Below are 18,625 nucleotides of genomic sequence, written 5' to 3'. Positions count from 1 at the left end.
ACTGCGGACATCTTATCAGAATCCCCAGCTATGTAAGAGGGGATCGAGGAGAAATTCATGACACTAGGTCATTTGGCAGTGTTGTGTTTTTTAATAAATGCAGACGAATAGCCGAGCAACTTTACTTTATCTAGAGTGGCTTGCGTCAGGGAATAGTCAGTAAATGGCCCTAACAACAAGCGATAAGACTCTTTCGCATTTTCTAGGAAAGTTTCTGTATCCAATTTTTGACCAAGCTCGGTGCCTAAAGTTCGCGCGCGCTCTTCATTTTTTGATGATGCCACCTGAATAACGTACTTAGGGTGCGCTTCTAATGACTTTTTGTCCGTGGGCTGATTGATACTGATCACTTCAATTTCCACGTTCGCGGTGCCTGTTTTTATGACATCTAACTTATGTGCGGCGGCATAGCTTAAATCGATAATACGGCCATCGTGAAAAGGACCTCGGTCATTAACTCGTACTACGGTGGTTTTGCCGTTGTCAGTATTGGTAACTTTTACGTAACTTGGTAACGGTAGCGTTTTATGCGCAGCCGTCATTGAGTACATGTCATAGATTTCGCCATTAGAAGTCAAATGACCTTGGAACTTCTTCCCATACCAAGATGCGCGGCCTTTTTCTTTAAAGCCTTTGGCATCGCGAACTATCTTGTAGTCTTTTCCGCGCAAGTGGTAATCTTTGTTCCCACCTAGGCTGTACGGTTCATATTTAGGGTGCGCATCCTCGATGTGTTCGACTGAAAGCGGTGTATCCGGTGCAACATCGGATTCGAGTTCGTAACGGCCTTCTTGTTCTTTTTGGCTAGTTGATGAACAGCCTGCCAAAATAAGAGCAGAGAAAACCAAGGAATATAAAGCGCGTTTTTGCATGTCTAGGTCGCCTTAGAGAATGCTTTTCGGTGCGTATGAATTGACATCAGAATACCAAAGCCAGCCATCAAGGTTACCATTGATGTGCCGCCATAACTAATGAGTGGCAACGGTACACCTACTACAGGTAGGATGCCACTTACCATGCCAATATTTACAAAAATATACACGAAGAAGCTGAGTACAATACTGCCTGCCATCATTCGTCCAAATGCAGTTTGCGCTTGGCTGGCGAGGTATAAACCTCGTCCAATAATAAATAGATAGATGGCTAAAAGGCAAAGGAAGCCAATCATACCCCATTCTTCAGCAATTACTGCAAAGATAAAGTCAGTGTGTCGTTCAGGAAGAAATTCCAGTTGTGACTGCGTACCTTGCAACCAACCTTTGCCGGAAATACCACCGGAGCCAATCGCAATTTTACTCTGAATAATGTGGTAGCCCGCACCTAGCGGGTCAGACTCTGGATTAAACAGAGTACGAACTCGTACTTTTTGATACTCACGCATCAAGAAAAACCACAAAATCGGAATGAAACCACCCAGTGCAATCGCAGCACCAGCGATGATTTTCCAACTAATGCCCGCGAGGAAGATAACAAAAATACCGGAAGCGGCGATTAGAATAGAGGTCCCTAAGTCAGGCTGTTTTGCAATGAGGATGGTTGGCAAGCAGACCATAATCAGTGCAACGATGAGTGTTTTTAGCGTTGGCGGAAGGGGTTGTCGACCTACATAGCGTGCCACCATTAATGGCACCGCGAGCTTCAATAACTCGGAAGGTTGAAAGCGCACAAAACCGAGGTTAAGCCAACGCTGTGCGCCTTTAGATGCTTCACCGAAAAACAGCACGCCAAAGAGCAGTATGACGCCGCCGACGAACATCAAAGGTGCCAGGCTCTCGTAGGTTCGTGGAGAAAGCTGCGCAAGAACGATCATCACAACGAGTGAAAGCACCATCCGCATAGCTTGGCGATCCATCATCAGTAAACTTTGGCCACTAGCGCTGTACATGATCACGAGGCCAAACCCCATCAGGGCCAATATGCCAAGTAGGAGTGGTAAGTCGATATGGAAGCGTTCAAACAGGGCGCGATTTTTACCTGTAGAGGGATCCATCTTCATTACTGTTTTACCTCTTTCTTCGCATTGTTTTCAGGCTCAATTTCTTCTGGGCCTAGAACGACTCGGTCAAAAATTTTCCTTACTACTGGGGCACCGTTGCTAGAACCACCGCCGGCGTTTTCTAGTACTACAGTGACGACCACTTTAGGATCATCAAATGGTGCAAAGCCAGTAAATAACGCATGGTCACGTAAGTGCTCGGCGATCTCATCGGCGTTGTACTCTTCGTTTTCACCCAGACCGAAGACCTGTGCAGTACCTGATTTACCCGCTGTTTGATAACTCATTTTGTAGAATGAGCGGCGAGCTGTTCCGCGCGTGCCATGGTTTACCCGACGCATGCCTTCTTTCGCCATATCCCAGTACTTTTTCGGTACATTCTTGATTGGCGGGTAAGTCACGTATTCTGTTGTTTGTTGTTCTTCGAAGTCGTTGCCGTTCTCTATCGTCGCTTTGAGCAAGTGAGGTGCGATAACTTCTCCCTCATTTACTAATACGGAGGTCGCTTTGGCGATTTGCATTGGTGTTGCTGTCCAATAACCTTGGCCGATACCCACAGGGATCGTATCGCCTTTGTACCACGGGGTTTTATGGCGAGACATTTTCCAGTCACGAGTCGGCATATTCGCCTTACTTTCTTCGTAGATATCGATGCCAGTGTAATCACCAAAACCGAACATCATCATCCAATTCGAAATACGGTCAATACCCATGTCATAAGCGATTTGATAGTAGAAGGTATCAACAGACTCTTCGATCGACTTAATGATATCGACGCGTCCGTGTCCCCAACGCAACCAGTCACGGAATGGGCGAGTGTTGGAGTTTGGTATGCGCCAATAACCTGGATCATTTCGCGTAGTGTTCGGTGTGACGACACCTTCTTGTAGTGCGGCTACCGCCATAAATGGTTTGATGGTAGACGCAGGTGGGTAAATGCCAAGTGTGGTACGGTTGACCAAAGGACGGTTTTTATCGTTCAAAAGGGCGCGATAGTCTTTCCCCGAGATTCCGTGCACGAACGAGTTAGGGTCGTAGCTAGGGCTTGAAACCATAGCCAGTACGCCGTTGTCTCTAGGATCGATCACTACAGCACTACCTCGACGGCCATCCAATAATTGGTGTACGTACAGCTGCAAGTTGATATCAAGGTTTAAAACGATGTCTTTTCCGGGTACAGGTGGAACGTACTTTAACGTACGAATTACTCTGCCGCGACTGTTTACCTCGACTTCTTGATATCCGGCCGTACCGTGTAAGAGGTCTTCGTAGTATTTTTCGATACCCAGCTTACCAATGTCGCGAGTTGCTTGATAGTTTGCGTCTTTTTCTTCTCGGATCAGGCGCTGCATGTCGCGATCATTGATTCGAGAAACGTAACCAATCACGTGGGTTAATACTTCGCTGAAAGGGTAGTAGCGCTTTAAGGTCGCACTTATTTCTACACCAGGAAAGCGGTACTGATTGACGGAGAATACCGCTACTTGTTTTTCGTTCAGTTGGGTAAGCAGTGGGACCGACTTAAATCGACGAGTCCGTTTACGCTCTTGGTGGAAACGTTCAATCTGATCTGGGGTAATTTCCAGAATGGTTTGTAGTTCTTGGATGGTTGCATCAATGTCTTTAATTTTTTCTGGAGTCAGTTCTAAGTTAAAGACGGGACGGTTCTCTGCCAGTAAAACACCATTTCGATCATAAATCAGACCTCGGTTAGGCGCGATAGGAACCACTTTGATACGGTTATCGTTCGAGCGGGTTTGATAATCTTGAAACTGGTTCACCTGAATGTTGTACATATTGGCGACCAGAGCTCCCATCAAGAGAACAATGCCGATAAAAGCGACAATAGCGCGGCTGGCAAACAGACGCGCTTCGGCTTGATAATCTCGGATTTGACTGCGGCGCTTACGAATCATTAACGCTTGGCTCTAAAGTTAAACAACGATTATTCGCGGTGGTAAGGATGGTTCGCGGTGATGCTCCACGCTCGGTACAAGCTTTCTGCCATTACGATACGCACTAAAGGGTGGGGTAGCGTTAAGGCAGACAATGACCAGCTTTGGTCTGCTGCAGCTTTGCATGCAGGAGCGAGTCCTTCAGGACCGCCGATTAAGATTGATACATCACGGCCATCTAATTTCCAAGCTTCTAACTGCTCAGCGAGTTGAGGAGTGTCCCATTTTTTACCTGGGATATCTAACGTGACGATACGGTTGCCTTTTGGTACCGCAGCGAGCATCGCTTCCCCTTCTTTTTGCAGGATACGAGCGATATCGGCATTTTTTCCACGTTTGCCAGCAGAGATTTCAATCAACTCCAATGGCATATCATGTGGGAAACGGCGACGATATTCTTGAAAGCCTTCCTCAACCCATTTTGGCATTTTTGTGCCAACAGCAATTAGTTGAATTTTCAAAAGATTAACCCCAGAGTTTTTCTAGCTGGTAGAGTTCGCGGTGCTCTTCTTGCATCACGTGAAGCATGGCGTCGCCCATATCTAGGACTACCCATTCACCTTCGTTTTCACCTTCCATTCCTAGTGGCTCGAGACCGGCTTTTTTCACTTCTGTTGCAACGTGGTCAGCGATGGATGAAACGTGGCGTTTGGATGTGCCAGTACAGATGATCATGTAATCTGTAACGCTTGATTTATCTTCCACATTTAGGACGATAATGTCTTCCGCTTTCATGTCGTCGGCTTTGTCAGCTAAAAAGTCTTTCAGTTCTTCGCGAAGCACTCGGTTTTCCTCGGTTTGTCTCTTATCTCTACAGTGTTTTACATTCTTGCTTGCAAAACAGGTCGCGCACTATATCACGCTTTGATTTTTAAATTGCCAGCTTAATATCAGGAGAGCAGGTTTCTAAGCTCAACTGATGAATAGTTGGCCATACAGACTCGTCATATTGAGTTTTGGCTTTTATCTCTGCTTGAGCCAACAAGGAGAGCAATGCACAAATACGACTCGCCGATAAGCGGGTCAGTGCTGCGTTATAGAGTGGACGCTTGTTTTGCCAAACTCGATATTTCTCAAATACCTGGTTCATTCCCATTTGAGTTAAGTCTTGATGCATATTTAAAAGTTGGCTCAACTCTTTTTGTACACTTCGAATCAAGATCACGGTCTCGACCCCTTCCGCCTCAAGTTGGCGAAGAATACGTTGTGCACGGTTTGCTTTACCTGCCAGTAAGGCGTCGATCCAGTTAAACGTAGTAAAGTGATTATGGCGACTTAGGGCTTCCTCTAAACGTATGATGGTCAGCTCACCATCCGGGTAGAGTAGGGCCAATTTCTCTAAGCTTTGTGTCAATGCAAAGAGGTTACCTTCATGCCATTGAGCCAACATTTGCAGTGATTGTTGATCGGGTTTTAGGCCCAACGTGCGGCAACGTGCCTGAATGAACATAGGTAAGCGTTGTAGATCTGGCGACAAACAGCTTACCCAGTCGCCTTTTGAGCTTAATGCTTTGAACCATTTCGCATTTTCTTGGGCTTTGGTCAGTTTACTACCAACAATGACGAGCATGATGTCATCATGCAGCATATCACACAGTGTTTGCAGCTCTTTGCTGACGGCGGTTGTCACGCCACTTTCTGGAATTTCAAGCTCGATCAATTGACGGTTTGAGAACAGGCTCATCGCTTGGAAGCAATCGTAAACTTGATTCCAGTCGATGCTTGCGTCTACCGCAAAACGGTGTTTTTCCTCAACACCTTGTTGAAACGCTGCCTTTTGGATTGCTTGGCGGCTCTCTTGAATCAGTAACGGCTCATTACCAAAGATTAGGTAAACTTGTTTAACGTGTTTAGTTAAATGATCCGTTAATTTATCGGCATAAATTCGCATAGTGATTAAGAGTTTGTGTTCGCTGGCTCAGAGATTTGTCGTGCTTCATATTCGGCACGAATACGGCCCAGCTGGCGCATCATCTGTTTTGCAGCTTGCAAGCGCATCTCGTCTTCAATTACGTCACGTTCAACAGATTTTGCAAGTGCCGTCAACGGGTTGTCTAGGTAGTTGCGGTTTACTGTTGTCGTAAAGTTTTTAGAGCCATAGCCAGGAATCGTCACACGGTATTTTACTACGTATGTCAGCTCTTTTTCTGCTGCACGGCTATTTTGATACAGAGACAGTGTACGCTCATCGATAGTCGCTTCCGTCAAATGAAGGTTGGGTACAGTCGATGATGGTTGAACAAGTTCAACTTTGTTCAGTTCGAGTTGAGAGCGAACATAGCGAGTTAATTCACTGTATTCATCGTAGCTGGAGAAAGACATAGTGTGCAGCTCTTCCGGTACGGAATACTCGCCGCGAAGGTGAAAACCACAGGCAGAAAGAAGCCCCGCTAATACCAATACCACTGGTAGTTTAATCAAAGAGAAAAAGCGCATTGATTGTATTCATCCTAAATTGAAGGGGTTATTTACCTTAAACCACTCATGTGAATGGTTTGAGGTAAATAAACAGGGTAGCGAACTACCCTGTTTAATGACTCTTGGTTAACAAATAAGTTCGTAAACAGAGACAAATTGCAAGCTGTGATTAGTTTGCAACGATGTTCAGCAGTTTACCTGGAACGTAAATGACTTTACGAATAGTCAGGCCATCAGTGAACTTAACCACGTTTTCGTCGTTTAGACCAAGCTGTTCGATATCGTCTTTAGAGATATCCGCTGGGACTGTTAGCTTCGCACGTAGCTTACCGTTAACTTGAACAACGATAGTTTTTTCGTCTTCAACTAGCGCTTTTTCGTCAAACGTCGGCCATGCCGCGTTATCAATGTCTGTTTCACCTAGTGCTGCCCATAGCTCGTATGAGATATGCGGAGTGATAGGGTAAAGCATGACAACAATAGCTTTCAGTGCTTCGTCAAGGATTGCACGATCTTGCGCAGATTCTTGAGGCGCTTTCGCTAGTTTGTTCATCAGCTCCATGATCGCTGCGATCGCGGTGTTGAATGTTTGACGACGAGCGATATCGTCCGTCACTTTCGCGATGGTTTTGTGAACGTCACGGCGAAGTGCTTTTTGATCACCAGAAAGCGCGGCTGTATCTACTGCTTCTGCTGCGCCTTTCGCTGTGTGCTCTTTCACTAGTTTCCAAACACGTTTTAGGAAGCGGTTCGCACCTTCTACGCCAGACTCTTGCCATTCAAGCGTCATGTCTGCTGGAGACGCGAACATCATGAATAGGCGTACTGTGTCAGCTCCGTACTTATCTACCATTTCTTGAGGGTCGATACCGTTGTTCTTAGACTTAGACATCTTGATCATGCCTGAGTGCGTTACATCACGACCTTCAGTGTCTTTAGCAGAAGTAATGCGGCCTTTACCATCACGTTCAACGGCTACGTCTGTTGGAGCTACCCACTCTTTACCGCCTTTCTCGTTCTCGAAGTAGAACGCGTCTGCCAGTACCATGCCTTGACACAGTAGCTGCTTGAACGGTTCGTCAGACGTTACGTAGCCCGCGTCACGTAGCAATTTGTGGAAGAAGCGTGAGTACAGTAGGTGCATACAAGCGTGCTCGATACCGCCGATGTACTGGTCTACTGGTAGCCAGTAGTTTGCTTTTTCTGGATCTAGGATGTCGTCTGCTTGCGGTGAACAGTAACGCGCGTAGTACCAAGAAGATTCCATGAACGTATCGAACGTATCTGTCTCACGTAGAGCAGGTTCGCCGTTGAATGTGGTCTTCGCCCATTCTTTATCTGCTTTGATTGGGCTGGTTACACCGTCCATTACCACGTCTTCTGGAAGAATCACTGGTAGTTGGTCAGCAGGTACTGGGTGAACTTCACCGTCTTCAGTCGTTACCATTGGGATTGGTGCGCCCCAGTAACGTTGACGAGATACGCCCCAGTCGCGTAGACGGAAGTTTACAGTCTTAGTGCCTTTGCCTTCTGCTTCTAGCTTCGCTGCAATTGCATCGAACGCCGCTTGGAATTCTAGGCCGTCGAACTCACCTGAATCGAACAGTACGCCTTTCTCAGTGTATGCTGCTTCAGAGATGTCTAGTTCGCTGCCATCAGCAGGCTTGATAACTGGCACGATGTCTAGACCGTACTTCGTTGCGAACTCGTAGTCACGTTGGTCGTGTGCAGGTACTGCCATTACCGCGCCTGTACCGTAGTCCATCAGTACGAAGTTTGCTACGTAAACAGGAACTTCACGGCCGTTCAATGGATGAATAGCAGTAAGGCCAGTAGCCATACCTTTCTTCTCCATTGTCGCTAGCTCAGCTTCTGCAACCTTGTTGTTCTTACATTCGTCGATAAACGCTGCAAGCTCTGGGTTGTTCTCTGCAGCAAGAGCTGCAAGAGGGTGGCCGGCTGCGATGCCCACGTAAGTCACACCCATTAGCGTATCTGGACGTGTTGTGTAAACTTCTAGGTCTTGTTGACCCTTAACTTCAAACTTCAGCTCAACGCCTTCAGAGCGGCCAATCCAGTTGCGCTGCATGGTTTTCACCATTTCAGGCCAACCTTCAAGCTTGTCTAGGTCGTCTAGTAGCTCTTGAGCATATTCAGTGATTTTGATGAACCATTGAGGGATTTCTTTTTGCTCTACAGGCGTATCACAACGCCAGCAACAACCGTCTTCAACCTGCTCGTTTGCAAGAACAGTTTGGTCGTTAGGACACCAGTTAACAGAAGACGTCTTTTTGTAAACTAAACCTTTCTCGTAAAGTTTAGTGAAGAACTCTTGTTCCCAGCGGTAGTACTCAGGCGTACATGTTGCGAATTCACGGTTCCAATCGTAACCAAAGCCTAGAAGCTTAAGTTGGTTCTTCATGTATTCGATGTTTTCGTAAGTCCAAGGTGCTGGTGCAGTTTTGTTTTTTACTGCTGCGTTTTCTGCAGGTAGACCGAATGCGTCCCAACCGATTGGTTGCATCACGTTTTTACCTTGTAGGCGTTGGAAACGAGATACTACATCACCGATAGTGTAGTTGCGCACGTGACCCATGTGCAGTCGACCACTTGGGTATGGGAACATGGATAGACAGTAGAATTTTTCTTTATTTGGGTCTTCACTTACAACAAAGGTTTTGTTGTCATCCCAGTGCTTTTGAACTTTTTGTTCAATATCTTGTGGGTTGTATTGTTCTTGCATCGATGGTATCCGTTATCTTGGAATTTGTGAGTTCGGTTAGAACAGACTTAAATAGATCGTCATAGAATACCTAAAGCTAGGGATCACAACAATAGCCAATCTGTACCCATGCGCCCTTAAGTGACGCAGGTAGGAGAAAGATGGAGGTCAGTTATGCCTAAACGTAAAACAGGTTATGAGGAAATGCTCGAGGATGTGATTGAAACCTTGAAGCACAGTCCGGAAGAAGTTAACAAAGCGATTGAGACGTCGGGCAAAGTGGTGGATGCTGCTAATGACTTGACCAAAGATGAATTGGCTTTAATCAAAGCGTACCTTAAAGCAGACTTAAAAGAGTTTTCAGAGAGTTACGAGGACAGTAAAAGTGGTCCGTTTTACTTAACGATTGCGGATTCGATATGGCAAGGGCTGTTAGAGATTACAGACCGAACTAAAGTTGAGTGGGTTGAGTTGTTCGATGACTTAGAGCATCAAGGGCTATATGAAGCAGGAGAGGTGATAGGCTTAGGTACCTTGGTCTGTGATGATTGTGGTCACAAGACAACGTATAACCACCCAACTGTAATCATTCCGTGTATTAAATGTGGTCACAAAGGCTTTACTCGCCAGTCATTAAAGCCATAAATGGCGCGTAACGACTGTATAATGCAATGAATAAAAAAGAGGCTTGGTCGCCTCTTTTTTGTCTTTTCTACTTTCAAGCTGTTATCAGCTCTGTTTTCTTCTTAAACCGAAAGCCAGCGCTAAACTTAATCCCACCCAAATATACAATGGCCAAGTACCTACGATTCGATATGGCGTTTTCCGATTGGTTGGGGTGAGCTCCGCGCGTAGCACTGCAGTTTCAAACTGCGGTACTTGCTCAACGATTTTTCCCTTGTGATCGGTTACCGCTGTTAATCCGTTGTTAGTCGAGCGGATGAGCGGTTTACCTAATTCTAAGGCACGCATACGGGCGATCTCCATATGCTGAAGAGGGCCGATAGAGTGACCAAACCATGCGTCGTTTGATAACGTTAGAATGAAGTCCGTTTCGTCAGTCACATTTTGACGCACTTGTTCATTAAAGATGATCTCATAGCAAAGCGCTGGTGCCATGTGCATGCCATTCGCAACGATGTTGGGCTGCACAAAAGCTCCCCGGCTAAACGACGACATCGGCAAGTTAAAGAATGGCGCTAATGGGCGCAAAATATCTTCAAATGGAACAAACTCACCAAACGGTAACAAGTGATGCTTATGGTAGCGTTCGCTCAAGTCGAAACTGTAGTCACCGTATGGTGTGATGCCAAGGGACAGAATACTGTTGTAGAACTGTCGATCTTCAGCTTGGTTGACGACACCGGTAATGATTGCGCTGTTATTCATTTTTGCTGCGCTGTCGATATTGCTCAAAAATGAAGGCACTTCAATTTCAAAAGCAGGAATTGCAGCTTCTGGCCAGACGATAATATCAGCGTCCCAGTTTTCACGAGTGAGATCGGCGTATTTCATGATGGTTGGCCAACGTTGGCTTGGCAGCCACTTAAGGTTTTGGTCAACGTTACCTTGAATCAGCGCGAGCTTAGTCGTGTCTTCTGGTCGAGGTGTTACCCAATCGTAGTTTCGAATCCCAAAGCCTGTGCTGAGTAATACCGCAGGAATAATCACCATCAGCCACTGTTTATGAACCCAAGCATAGGCTAATGCCCCCGCACTAATAAGGATAAACAGAGTGAGCAGTTCCACGCCACCGATAGGCGCAAAGCTTGCTAGTGGAGCATCAATCTGGCTGTAGCCTAGCCATAGCCACGGGAAGCCGGTCATCACCCAACCACGCAACCAATCACTGATTAGCCATAAAGCGGGCGCAGCGAGAAGCGCTTTTGTGAGCGTAAATTGAGGAAAGAGTTTGTTGTTTAGCCAGGCAAATAAGCCTGAATAAACAGCCAAGTAGGCGACAAGCAAGCCCATTAAAAATAAATTAGCAATCAGTGGCATGCCACCAAAGCCGGAGATACTGACGTACACCCAGCTAACGCCAGTTGCAAATTGACCTAACCCCCAAGCATAGCCAATCCACAGTGCGCGTTTCGGTGTTTGGTTAGCAAGAAGAATCAGTAGAATAGCTGGGCTAAGAATGGCAACAGGCCACAACTGGTAAGGTGCAAAAGCGAGCGTAGTAGAGGCGCCAACAAAAGCGGCCACTAAGGGCCGCTTGAGGCGATGAAAGAGTTCATTCATCATTATAATTTTCTGAGATTCCCAATGGGTATCGCGTTACTCTTGAGTGGCTTCAATCAGGGTTTCTTCGTCTGGGATCGTCACTTGGAGTTGAATGACACGACGGTTATCGGCAGCGGTGACTTTGAAGTTGTAACCTTCAATTTCAACCAGTTCACCACGAGAAGGTAAGTGACCAAAGGCAGTCATGACCATGCCACCAACGGTATCTACTTCCTCATCGCTGAAGTTAGTTCCAAATGTCTCATTAAACTCTTCGATGGTTGTCAGCGCTCTGACAGCAAACGTATGCTTGCTAAGCTTACGAATGTCTGTCTCTTCGCTTTCATCGAATTCATCTTCGATATCCCCGACGATTTCTTCAAGGATATCTTCAATGGTCACAAGACCAGAAACACCACCGAATTCATCGACAACAATGGCCATATGATAACGTTCTTCACGGAACTCTTTCAGCAGTCGATCAACGCGTTTACTTTCCGGTACCACAACGGCTGGTCGAATAACTTCTTCGATATCAAATGGATTACTGCCTGAGCCTAAGTATTTAAGTAAGTCCTTCGCAAGAAGAATGCCTTCCACATGGTCTTTATCTTCGCTGATCACAGGGTAGCGAGAGTGTTGAGCATCGGTAATCAAGGCAACCAAGGTATCAAGGTCGTGAGTACGCTCAACCGTAACCATTTGCGAACGCGGGATCATAATGTCACGCACGCGCATTTCGGAGATTTCCATAACACCTTCAAGCATATCGCGGGTGTCATGGTCAATCAGGTCATTGACTTCAGAGTCACGGATAACATCCACAAGCTCTTGGCGATCTTTTGGTTCGCCCTGAAATAATTGACCTAGACGTTCAAAGAAGGACTTTCTACTCGGACCTTCTGCCTTTTCTTTCTTATCTTCGTTAGAAGAGGGAGAATTATCTTCGTTCATTGTTTCTCAATTAAGTAACGCTATCAGAAGTGTGATAGCACACATAGAGAGGCGAACACGAGAATCATTTTGGTGGTTCGCCTTTCCCTGCTGAATAGCCAATGGCTACTCTTTTTCAGCAATGTAAGGGTCTTCATAGCCCATACCTTGCATGATTTCGGTTTCGAGGGACTCCATCTCTTCGGCTTCGTCATCCTCAATATGATCATAACCTAGCAGATGCAAGCTGCCATGTACAACCATATGCGCCCAATGTGCTAACAGAGGCTTGTTCTGTTCAATTGCCTCTTTTTCAACGACTTGGCGGCAAATAATTAAGTCGCCAAGTAAATCTATTTCCATACCCGGAGGAGCTTCAAATGGAAAAGACAGCACATTAGTCGGTTTATCTTTACCACGATACTCATGGTTAAGCGTGTGACTTTCTTGTTCATCCACAATGCGAATGGTCACTTCGGCTTGTGGCTGGAAGAGAGGAATCGTCTTATCTAGCCACAATTGGAAATCTTGCTGCGAAGGCAGCCCTTCTTCATTTTCGACTGCCAGTTGCAGATCAAGTTCAATCGCCATGATTATTCCTTAGTGGAAGCAACTTGTGCATTCAGTTCAGCTTTTGCTGCTTCTAGTAACTTCGCATCGCGTTCTTCACGACGACGCTTCTCGAACTCTTTACGCTCTTTCTGGTCTTGTGCTTCCCACTTCTCATACGCGTTAACGATACGAGCAACCACTGGGTGACGTACAACGTCGTCTGCTAAGAAGAAGTTAAAGCTGATGTCGTCGACTTCGCTTAATACTTCAATAGCATGACGAAGACCTGATTTTGCACCACGAGGTAAGTCGATTTGCGTGACGTCACCAGTGATAACTGCGCGAGAGTTAAAACCAATACGCGTTAGGAACATCTTCATCTGCTCAACCGTGGTGTTCTGACTCTCATCAAGAATGATGAAAGCGTCGTTTAGAGTACGACCACGCATGTAAGCAAGAGGGGCTACCTCAATCACGTTACGTTCAATCAGCTTCTCTACGCGCTCAAAGCCCAACATTTCAAATAGGGCATCGTATAGCGGACGTAGGTATGGGTCGACTTTCTGGCTTAAGTCACCAGGTAGGAAGCCCAGTTTCTCACCGGCTTCAACCGCAGGGCGCGTCAATAGAATACGACGGATCTCTTGGCGCTCTAGTGCGTCAACTGCTGCAGCAACGGCAAGATAAGTTTTACCTGTACCAGCTGGGCCAATACCAAAAGAAATATCATGCGTGACCATATTAACCAAGTACTGCGCTTGGTTTGGCGTACGTGGTTTGATCACACCTTTCTTGGTTTTGACGAAGACTTCTTTACCATGCTCGATATTAGACTCAGTATTCTGCTCAAGAACACCAGACTCTTTAATCGCTAAATGGATCTGTTCAGGCTCAATGTCTGGGATCTCACCTCGTACAGGCGCGGTATCAACATACAGAGTTTTCAGGATATCCAGCGCAGCTGATGCGGTATGAGGTTTACCGACAATTGTAAAATGGTCACTACGGTGGTTAATTTCAACGCCTAGACGACGTTCTAAATGCTTGATGTTGTCATCGAATGGACCGCACAGGCTAGCAAGTCGGCGGTTGTCGGAAGGTTCTAGGTTAATTTCTAGAGTTACGATTTTATTACTCAATGTTGCCTCTCATTTTTTGCCACTTAGTGAGAGCCTGATAACGACCAGGCTCTCCATGGCTATTTATACGAGCTTACGGCGTAAAAGTAGCTACACCCAGCTCATCTTCGCGACGTGTTTTCGCCATCATCTGCGTTGGGGAAATCACACTACGAAGATCCATGTCTTTTTCAGTACGTACTAGCTCACCACGCAGTGAGTTCGCAAATACGTCTACGATCTTCACATCAACGAACTGACCAATTAGGTCTGCACTACCTTCAAAGTTTACTACACGGTTGTTTTCTGTACGAGCGCGTAGTTCCATTAGGTTTTTCTTCGAAGGACCTTCAACTAGAACACGTTGTTCTGTGCCAAGCATTAAGCGAGAGTAACGCATCGCTTGAGCATTGATAGTTTGCTGTAGTTCGTAAAGGCGCTCTTTTTTCACTTGTTCTGATACATCACAAGGGTAATCCGCTGCTGGCGTACCTGGACGTGGAGAGAAGATGAAGCTGAAGCTCATGTCAAAGTCTACATCTTTGATTAGCTTCATTGTGTCTTGGAAGTCTTTGTCTGTCTCACCAGGGAAACCAACAATAAAGTCTGAACTGATTTGAATATCAGGACGAGCTTTACGCAGTTTACGGATGATCGACTTGTACTCGATAGCGGTGTGAGGGCGTTTCATCATAGTTAGGATACGGTCACTACCACTTTGCACAGGTAAGTGCAGGAAGCTCACAAGCTCAGGCGTATCTTCGTAAACCGCGATGATGTCGTCAGTGAATTCTAGCGGGTGGCTCGTTGTGAAACGAATACGGTCGATACCATCGATAGACGCAACCAAACGAAGCAGTTCTGCAAATGAACAGATTTCACCGTCGTGTGTTGGACCGCGGTACGCGTTTACGTTTTGACCCAGTAGGTTTACTTCACGTACGCCTTGTTCAGCAAGCTGTGCGATTTCGAACAGCACGTCATCCATTGGACGGCTTACTTCTTCACCACGAGTGTACGGTACGACACAGTAAGTACAGTACTTCGAGCAGCCTTCCATAATAGAAACGAATGCTGTCGCGCCTTCTGCACGAGGCTCTGGTAGGCGGTCGAACTTTTCGATCTCTGGGAACGAAATGTCCATAACTGGTGCGTCATCCGACTGAGATTGTTTGATCATCTCAGGTAGGCGGTGCAGAGTTTGTGGGCCAAAAATAACGTCGACGTATGGTGCACGTTCACGAATATGGTCACCTTCTTGCGTTGCTACACAACCACCTACACCGATAACTACGCCAGGTTTTTTATCTTTTAGTGTTTTCCAGCGGCCAAGCTGGTGGAAAACTTTCTCTTGCGCTTTTTCACGGATCGAACAGGTGTTAAGTAGAAGTACGTCTGCTTCCTCTGGCTCTTCCGTCAGCTCGTAGCCGTTTGCAGCATTAAGCAGGTCGGCCATTTTTGATGAATCGTATTCGTTCATCTGGCAGCCCCAGGTTTTAATTAGCAGTTTCTTACTCATCTCACTTTCGCTCGTTCAGTTGTACTTAAATTGGAGAGCTATTGCTCAAATTATAGCCGCCATCACGGCGGTAAGCGGCGTATTGTACTGCTTTAAAAAGCACCTGACTAGTGATCTGGCTAATTCTCTGCAAAGCCTGATGAAATCTAGTTTTTCGCCCTATGCAGAACAAGGTTTTTTGTTAAACAATTTTGTAAAAATAGCCATGGAAAGTACAATAAAAAACGCCAATTAATCAGCACGATGAAGAGTGAAAAATGAACAAGTATGACATCGCCGTGATCGGTGGCGGTATGGTTGGGGCAGCCGTCGCTGTTGGATTTGCCAAGCAGGGCAGAAGCGTTGTCTTGGTTGAAGGTGCAAAACCCAAAGCTTTTGATGCCGCTCAGGTGATGGATATTCGCGTATCTGCGATTTCGCACCAGTCGGTGGAGTTACTTGATTCACTCGGCGCATGGTCAGAAATTAAAAGTATGCGAGTTTGCCCTTATCGGCGTTTAGAAACTTGGGAGCACCCGGAGTGCCGTACTCGTTTTCACTCTGATGAACTGTCATTGGAGCAGCTAGGTTATATCGTTGAAAACCGCCTAATCCAATTAGGTCTTTGGCAAGTCTTCTCTCAGTATGACAATCTAACCGTGATGTGTCCCGAGCGATTAAAAGACATTGAGTTTGCAGATGTAAACCTTGTGACACTAGAAAGTGGGGTGCAGTTTGAAGCTAACTGGGTAATTGGTGCTGATGGTGCAAACTCTAAAGTTCGTCAATTGGCTGGAATTGGTGTGACTGCGTGGGATTACCGACAACACTGCATGTTGATTAACGTGAAAACAGAATTGCCACAGCAAGATATCACTTGGCAACAATTTACTCCTTCAGGCCCGCGTTCATTTTTACCTTTGTGCTCTTTGACTAATGAAGACGGTCAAGAAGTAGGCCAAGGTTCGTTGGTTTGGTATGACTCGCCAAAACGCATTAAACAACTGTGTGCGATGGGTAAACCTCAACTAAGGGAAGAAATCTTACGTCATTTCCCTGCTGAATTGGGCGATATTGAAGTTTTACAGTTTGGCTCATTCCCACTCACTCGTCGTCATGCGCAAAGCTACTCAAGCAAAAATTGCGTGTTAGTGGGTGACTCTGCCCATACGATTAACCCGCTTGCAGGGCAAGGGGTAAACTTAGGCTTCAAAGATGTAGACGTTCTCCTTTCGGTAACAGAACACCAAGAAAAGCTGGAAGATACCTTACTCGCGAAATACGAACGCGCACGTCGACCTGACAACTTACTCATGCAGACGGGCATGGACTTTTTCTATAAAGGTTTTAGCAACGATCTTGGGCCATTGAAGTTCGTACGTAATGCTGCATTGAAGCTTGCTGAAAACTCAGGGCCAATTAAGGCTCAAGTACTGAAATACGCGTTAGGTATGTAGTAAGCTACTCAAATCACAGATAGAAAAAAAGCGAGCCATGAGCTCGCTTTTTTAATTCGGCAAATCTAATGATTTCCCGAGTCCAGAACCAAAAAAAGAAAAAACCCAGCAAAGTCATGCTGGGTTTTCCGATAATGGTGCGGAAGGAGAGACTTGAACTCTCACACCTTGCGGCGCCAGAACCTAAATCTGGTGCGTCTACCAATTCCGCCACTTCCGCAACTTAATCTATAGATATCAAGATAATTGGTAAAATCTCAATATCGTTGTATATGGCAGGGCTACCTGGATTCGAACCAGGGAATGGCGGCATCAAAAGCCGCTGCCTTACCGCTTGGCGATAGCCCTACAGCGTAAATAGTCAAAGACTACTTAACCTCTCTTATCGAGAGAAAGAATGGTGCGGAAGGAGAGACTTGAACTCTCACACCTTACGGCGCCAGAACCTAAATCTGGTGCGTCTACCAATTCCGCCACTTCCGCGTATTCTGATAGTGTAGATTAATTTAAGATGGTGCGGAAGGAGAGACTTGAACTCTCACACCTTACGGCGCCAGAACCTAAATCTGGTGCGTCTACCAATTCCGCCACTTCCGCATCTTAAATCTACGTGACCGATAGCTTATGCTAGCAATCCAATCAATGGTGGCTACGACGGGATTCGAACCTGTGACCCCATCATTATGAGTGATGTGCTCTAACCAGCTGAGCTACGTAGCCATTTTAAATTTTTGATCAAGAATGGTGCGGAAGGAGAGACTTGAACTCTCACACCTTGCGGCGCCAGAACCTAAATCTGGTGCGTCTACCAATTCCGCCACTTCCGCAACTTGATCTGTAGATATCAAGATAATTGGTAAAATCTCAATATCGTTGTATATGGCAGGGCTACCTGGATTCGAACCAGGGAATGGCGGCATCAAAAGCCGCTGCCTTACCGCTTGGCGATAGCCCTACAGCGTAAATAGTCAAAGACTACTTAACCTCTCTTATCGAGAGAAAGAATGGTGCGGAAGGAGAGACTTGAACTCTCACACCTTGCGGCGCCAGAACCTAAATCTGGTGCGTCTACCAATTCCGCCACTTCCGCAACTTATTCTATAGTTATCAAGGTAATTGGTAAAAACCTAAATAACGTTGTTTATGGTGGCTACGACGGGATTCGAACCTGTGACCCCATCATTATGAGTGATGTGCTCTAACCAGCTGAGCTACGTAGCCATTTTAAATTTTTGATCAAGAATGGTGCGGAAGGAGAGACTTGAACTCTCACACCTTGCGGCGCCAGAACCTAAATCTGGTGCGTCTACCAATTCCGCCACTTCCGCAACTTGATCTGTAGATATCAAGATAATTGGTAAAATCTCAATATCATTGTATATGGCAGGGCTACCTGGATTCGAACCAGGGAATGGCGGCATCAAAAGCCGCTGCCTTACCGCTTGGCGATAGCCCTACATTGCTCTAATAAAAGAGACTTAAATAATGGTGCGGAAGGAGAGACTTGAACTCTCACACCTTGCGGCGCCAGAACCTAAATCTGGTGCGTCTACCAATTCCGCCACTTCCGCAACTTATTCTGTAGATATTAAGATAATTGGTAAAATCTCAATATCATTGTATGTGGCAGGGCTACCTGGATTCGAACCAGGGAATGGCGGCATCAAAAGCCGCTGCCTTACCGCTTGGCGATAGCCCTACATTGCTCTAATAAAAGAGACTTAAATAATGGTGCGGAAGGAGAGAACTT

15 protein-coding genes and 14 tRNA genes (1 of these 29 only partly in view) are annotated in these 18,625 nt (G+C 46.1%); 2 read left to right on the top strand and 27 right to left on the bottom strand.

Features of this window, described 5'->3' with window-relative positions:
- Nucleotides 1-68: 68 nt before the first annotated feature.
- From NL645_RS12015 to leuS, 8 genes are all read right to left on the bottom strand, one after another.
- On the bottom strand, nt 69-872 hold the full coding sequence (locus NL645_RS12015) for a septal ring lytic transglycosylase RlpA family protein (RefSeq protein WP_046874297.1): 804 nt from the start codon (nt 870-872) through the stop codon (nt 69-71).
- Between the two features lie 2 nt (nt 873-874).
- On the bottom strand, nt 875-1,996 hold the full coding sequence (gene rodA / locus NL645_RS12010; protein WP_005391317.1) for a rod shape-determining protein RodA: 1,122 nt from the start codon (nt 1,994-1,996) through the stop codon (nt 875-877).
- Nucleotides 1,996-3,912 carry a penicillin-binding protein 2 gene (mrdA, locus tag NL645_RS12005; RefSeq protein WP_005391316.1) on the bottom strand — a complete coding sequence of 639 codons (1,917 nt, stop codon included), beginning with the start codon at nt 3,910-3,912 and terminating at the stop codon, nt 1,996-1,998. Before mrdA ends, rodA begins: the two co-directional genes overlap by 1 nt.
- 29 nt (nt 3,913-3,941) lie before the next feature.
- Nucleotides 3,942-4,412, bottom strand: coding sequence for a 23S rRNA (pseudouridine(1915)-N(3))-methyltransferase RlmH (gene rlmH / locus NL645_RS12000; protein WP_017821762.1), 471 nt, complete (start codon nt 4,410-4,412; stop codon nt 3,942-3,944).
- A 4-nt stretch (nt 4,413-4,416) separates the two neighbouring features.
- On the bottom strand, nt 4,417-4,734 hold the full coding sequence (rsfS, locus tag NL645_RS11995) for a ribosome silencing factor (RefSeq protein ID WP_005373015.1): 318 nt from the start codon (nt 4,732-4,734) through the stop codon (nt 4,417-4,419).
- An 88-nt stretch (nt 4,735-4,822) separates the two neighbouring features.
- Nucleotides 4,823-5,842, bottom strand: coding sequence for a DNA polymerase III subunit delta (gene holA / locus NL645_RS11990; protein WP_253651752.1), 1,020 nt, complete (start codon nt 5,840-5,842; stop codon nt 4,823-4,825).
- A gap of 5 nt (nt 5,843-5,847) precedes the next feature.
- Nucleotides 5,848-6,387 (bottom strand): LPS assembly lipoprotein LptE, encoded by a 540-nt coding sequence (gene lptE / locus NL645_RS11985; protein WP_253651751.1) that lies wholly within the window; start codon nt 6,385-6,387, stop codon nt 5,848-5,850.
- A gap of 151 nt (nt 6,388-6,538) precedes the next feature.
- Entirely contained in the window at nt 6,539-9,112 is a 2,574-nt protein-coding gene (gene leuS, locus NL645_RS11980; RefSeq protein WP_005391313.1) for a leucine--tRNA ligase, read from the bottom strand.
- A 153-nt stretch (nt 9,113-9,265) separates the two neighbouring features.
- Here leuS and NL645_RS11975 point away from each other — a divergent pair, with 153 nt between their 5' ends.
- Nucleotides 9,266-9,736 (top strand): zinc ribbon-containing protein, encoded by a 471-nt coding sequence (locus NL645_RS11975; RefSeq protein WP_253651750.1) that lies wholly within the window; start codon nt 9,266-9,268, stop codon nt 9,734-9,736.
- A gap of 84 nt (nt 9,737-9,820) precedes the next feature.
- Here NL645_RS11975 and lnt read toward each other — a convergent pair whose 3' ends face one another.
- The 5 genes from lnt to miaB form a co-directional block, all read right to left on the bottom strand.
- On the bottom strand, nt 9,821-11,338 hold the full coding sequence (gene lnt, locus NL645_RS11970) for an apolipoprotein N-acyltransferase (protein WP_253651749.1): 1,518 nt from the start codon (nt 11,336-11,338) through the stop codon (nt 9,821-9,823).
- Between the two features lie 33 nt (nt 11,339-11,371).
- Entirely contained in the window at nt 11,372-12,271 is a 900-nt protein-coding gene (gene corC, locus NL645_RS11965) for a CNNM family magnesium/cobalt transport protein CorC (protein ID WP_253651748.1), read from the bottom strand.
- Between the two features lie 105 nt (nt 12,272-12,376).
- On the bottom strand, nt 12,377-12,841 hold the full coding sequence (ybeY, locus tag NL645_RS11960) for an rRNA maturation RNase YbeY (protein ID WP_005391311.1): 465 nt from the start codon (nt 12,839-12,841) through the stop codon (nt 12,377-12,379).
- Nucleotides 12,842-12,843: 2 nt separating this feature from the next.
- A complete protein-coding gene (locus tag NL645_RS11955) occupies nt 12,844-13,941 on the bottom strand; it encodes a PhoH family protein (RefSeq protein ID WP_005373033.1) in 1,098 nt (365 codons plus the stop codon).
- Nucleotides 13,942-14,014: 73 nt separating this feature from the next.
- Nucleotides 14,015-15,439 carry a tRNA (N6-isopentenyl adenosine(37)-C2)-methylthiotransferase MiaB gene (gene miaB / locus NL645_RS11950; protein WP_005391310.1) on the bottom strand — a complete coding sequence of 475 codons (1,425 nt, stop codon included), beginning with the start codon at nt 15,437-15,439 and terminating at the stop codon, nt 14,015-14,017.
- 257 nt (nt 15,440-15,696) lie between these two features.
- Between miaB and NL645_RS11945 the strand changes: the two genes are divergently transcribed.
- On the top strand, nt 15,697-16,875 hold the full coding sequence (locus tag NL645_RS11945) for a 2-octaprenyl-3-methyl-6-methoxy-1,4-benzoquinol hydroxylase (RefSeq protein WP_074190987.1): 1,179 nt from the start codon (nt 15,697-15,699) through the stop codon (nt 16,873-16,875).
- Nucleotides 16,876-17,010: 135 nt separating this feature from the next.
- Here the strand turns inward: NL645_RS11945 and NL645_RS11940 are convergent.
- The 14 genes from NL645_RS11940 to NL645_RS11875 form a co-directional block, all read right to left on the bottom strand.
- Nucleotides 17,011-17,095 (bottom strand) — tRNA-Leu (locus NL645_RS11940).
- 53 nt (nt 17,096-17,148) lie between these two features.
- A tRNA-Gln gene (locus tag NL645_RS11935) sits at nt 17,149-17,223 on the bottom strand.
- A gap of 50 nt (nt 17,224-17,273) precedes the next feature.
- Nucleotides 17,274-17,358: transfer RNA gene (locus tag NL645_RS11930), tRNA-Leu, on the bottom strand.
- Nucleotides 17,359-17,387: 29 nt separating this feature from the next.
- A tRNA-Leu gene (locus NL645_RS11925) sits at nt 17,388-17,472 on the bottom strand.
- A gap of 46 nt (nt 17,473-17,518) precedes the next feature.
- A tRNA-Met gene (locus tag NL645_RS11920) sits at nt 17,519-17,595 on the bottom strand.
- 22 nt (nt 17,596-17,617) lie between these two features.
- Nucleotides 17,618-17,702 (bottom strand) — tRNA-Leu (locus tag NL645_RS11915).
- Between the two features lie 53 nt (nt 17,703-17,755).
- Nucleotides 17,756-17,830 (bottom strand) — tRNA-Gln (locus NL645_RS11910).
- Between the two features lie 50 nt (nt 17,831-17,880).
- Nucleotides 17,881-17,965: transfer RNA gene (locus NL645_RS11905), tRNA-Leu, on the bottom strand.
- A 54-nt stretch (nt 17,966-18,019) separates the two neighbouring features.
- A tRNA-Met gene (locus tag NL645_RS11900) sits at nt 18,020-18,096 on the bottom strand.
- 22 nt (nt 18,097-18,118) lie between these two features.
- Nucleotides 18,119-18,203, bottom strand: a tRNA-Leu gene (locus tag NL645_RS11895).
- Between the two features lie 53 nt (nt 18,204-18,256).
- A tRNA-Gln gene (locus tag NL645_RS11890) sits at nt 18,257-18,331 on the bottom strand.
- A gap of 30 nt (nt 18,332-18,361) precedes the next feature.
- Nucleotides 18,362-18,446, bottom strand: a tRNA-Leu gene (locus NL645_RS11885).
- A 53-nt stretch (nt 18,447-18,499) separates the two neighbouring features.
- A tRNA-Gln gene (locus NL645_RS11880) sits at nt 18,500-18,574 on the bottom strand.
- A 30-nt stretch (nt 18,575-18,604) separates the two neighbouring features.
- A tRNA-Leu gene (locus NL645_RS11875) sits at nt 18,605-18,625 on the bottom strand; it runs 164 nt beyond the window's last position.

Origin of the sequence: Vibrio sp. Y51_MX_L26, from assembly GCF_024181935.1 — a bacterium.
GTDB lineage: Bacteria > Pseudomonadota > Gammaproteobacteria > Enterobacterales > Vibrionaceae > Vibrio > Vibrio diabolicus.
The sequence above is the reverse complement of the archived record's forward strand: the minus strand, read 5'-3'. Positions and strand labels throughout refer to the sequence as shown.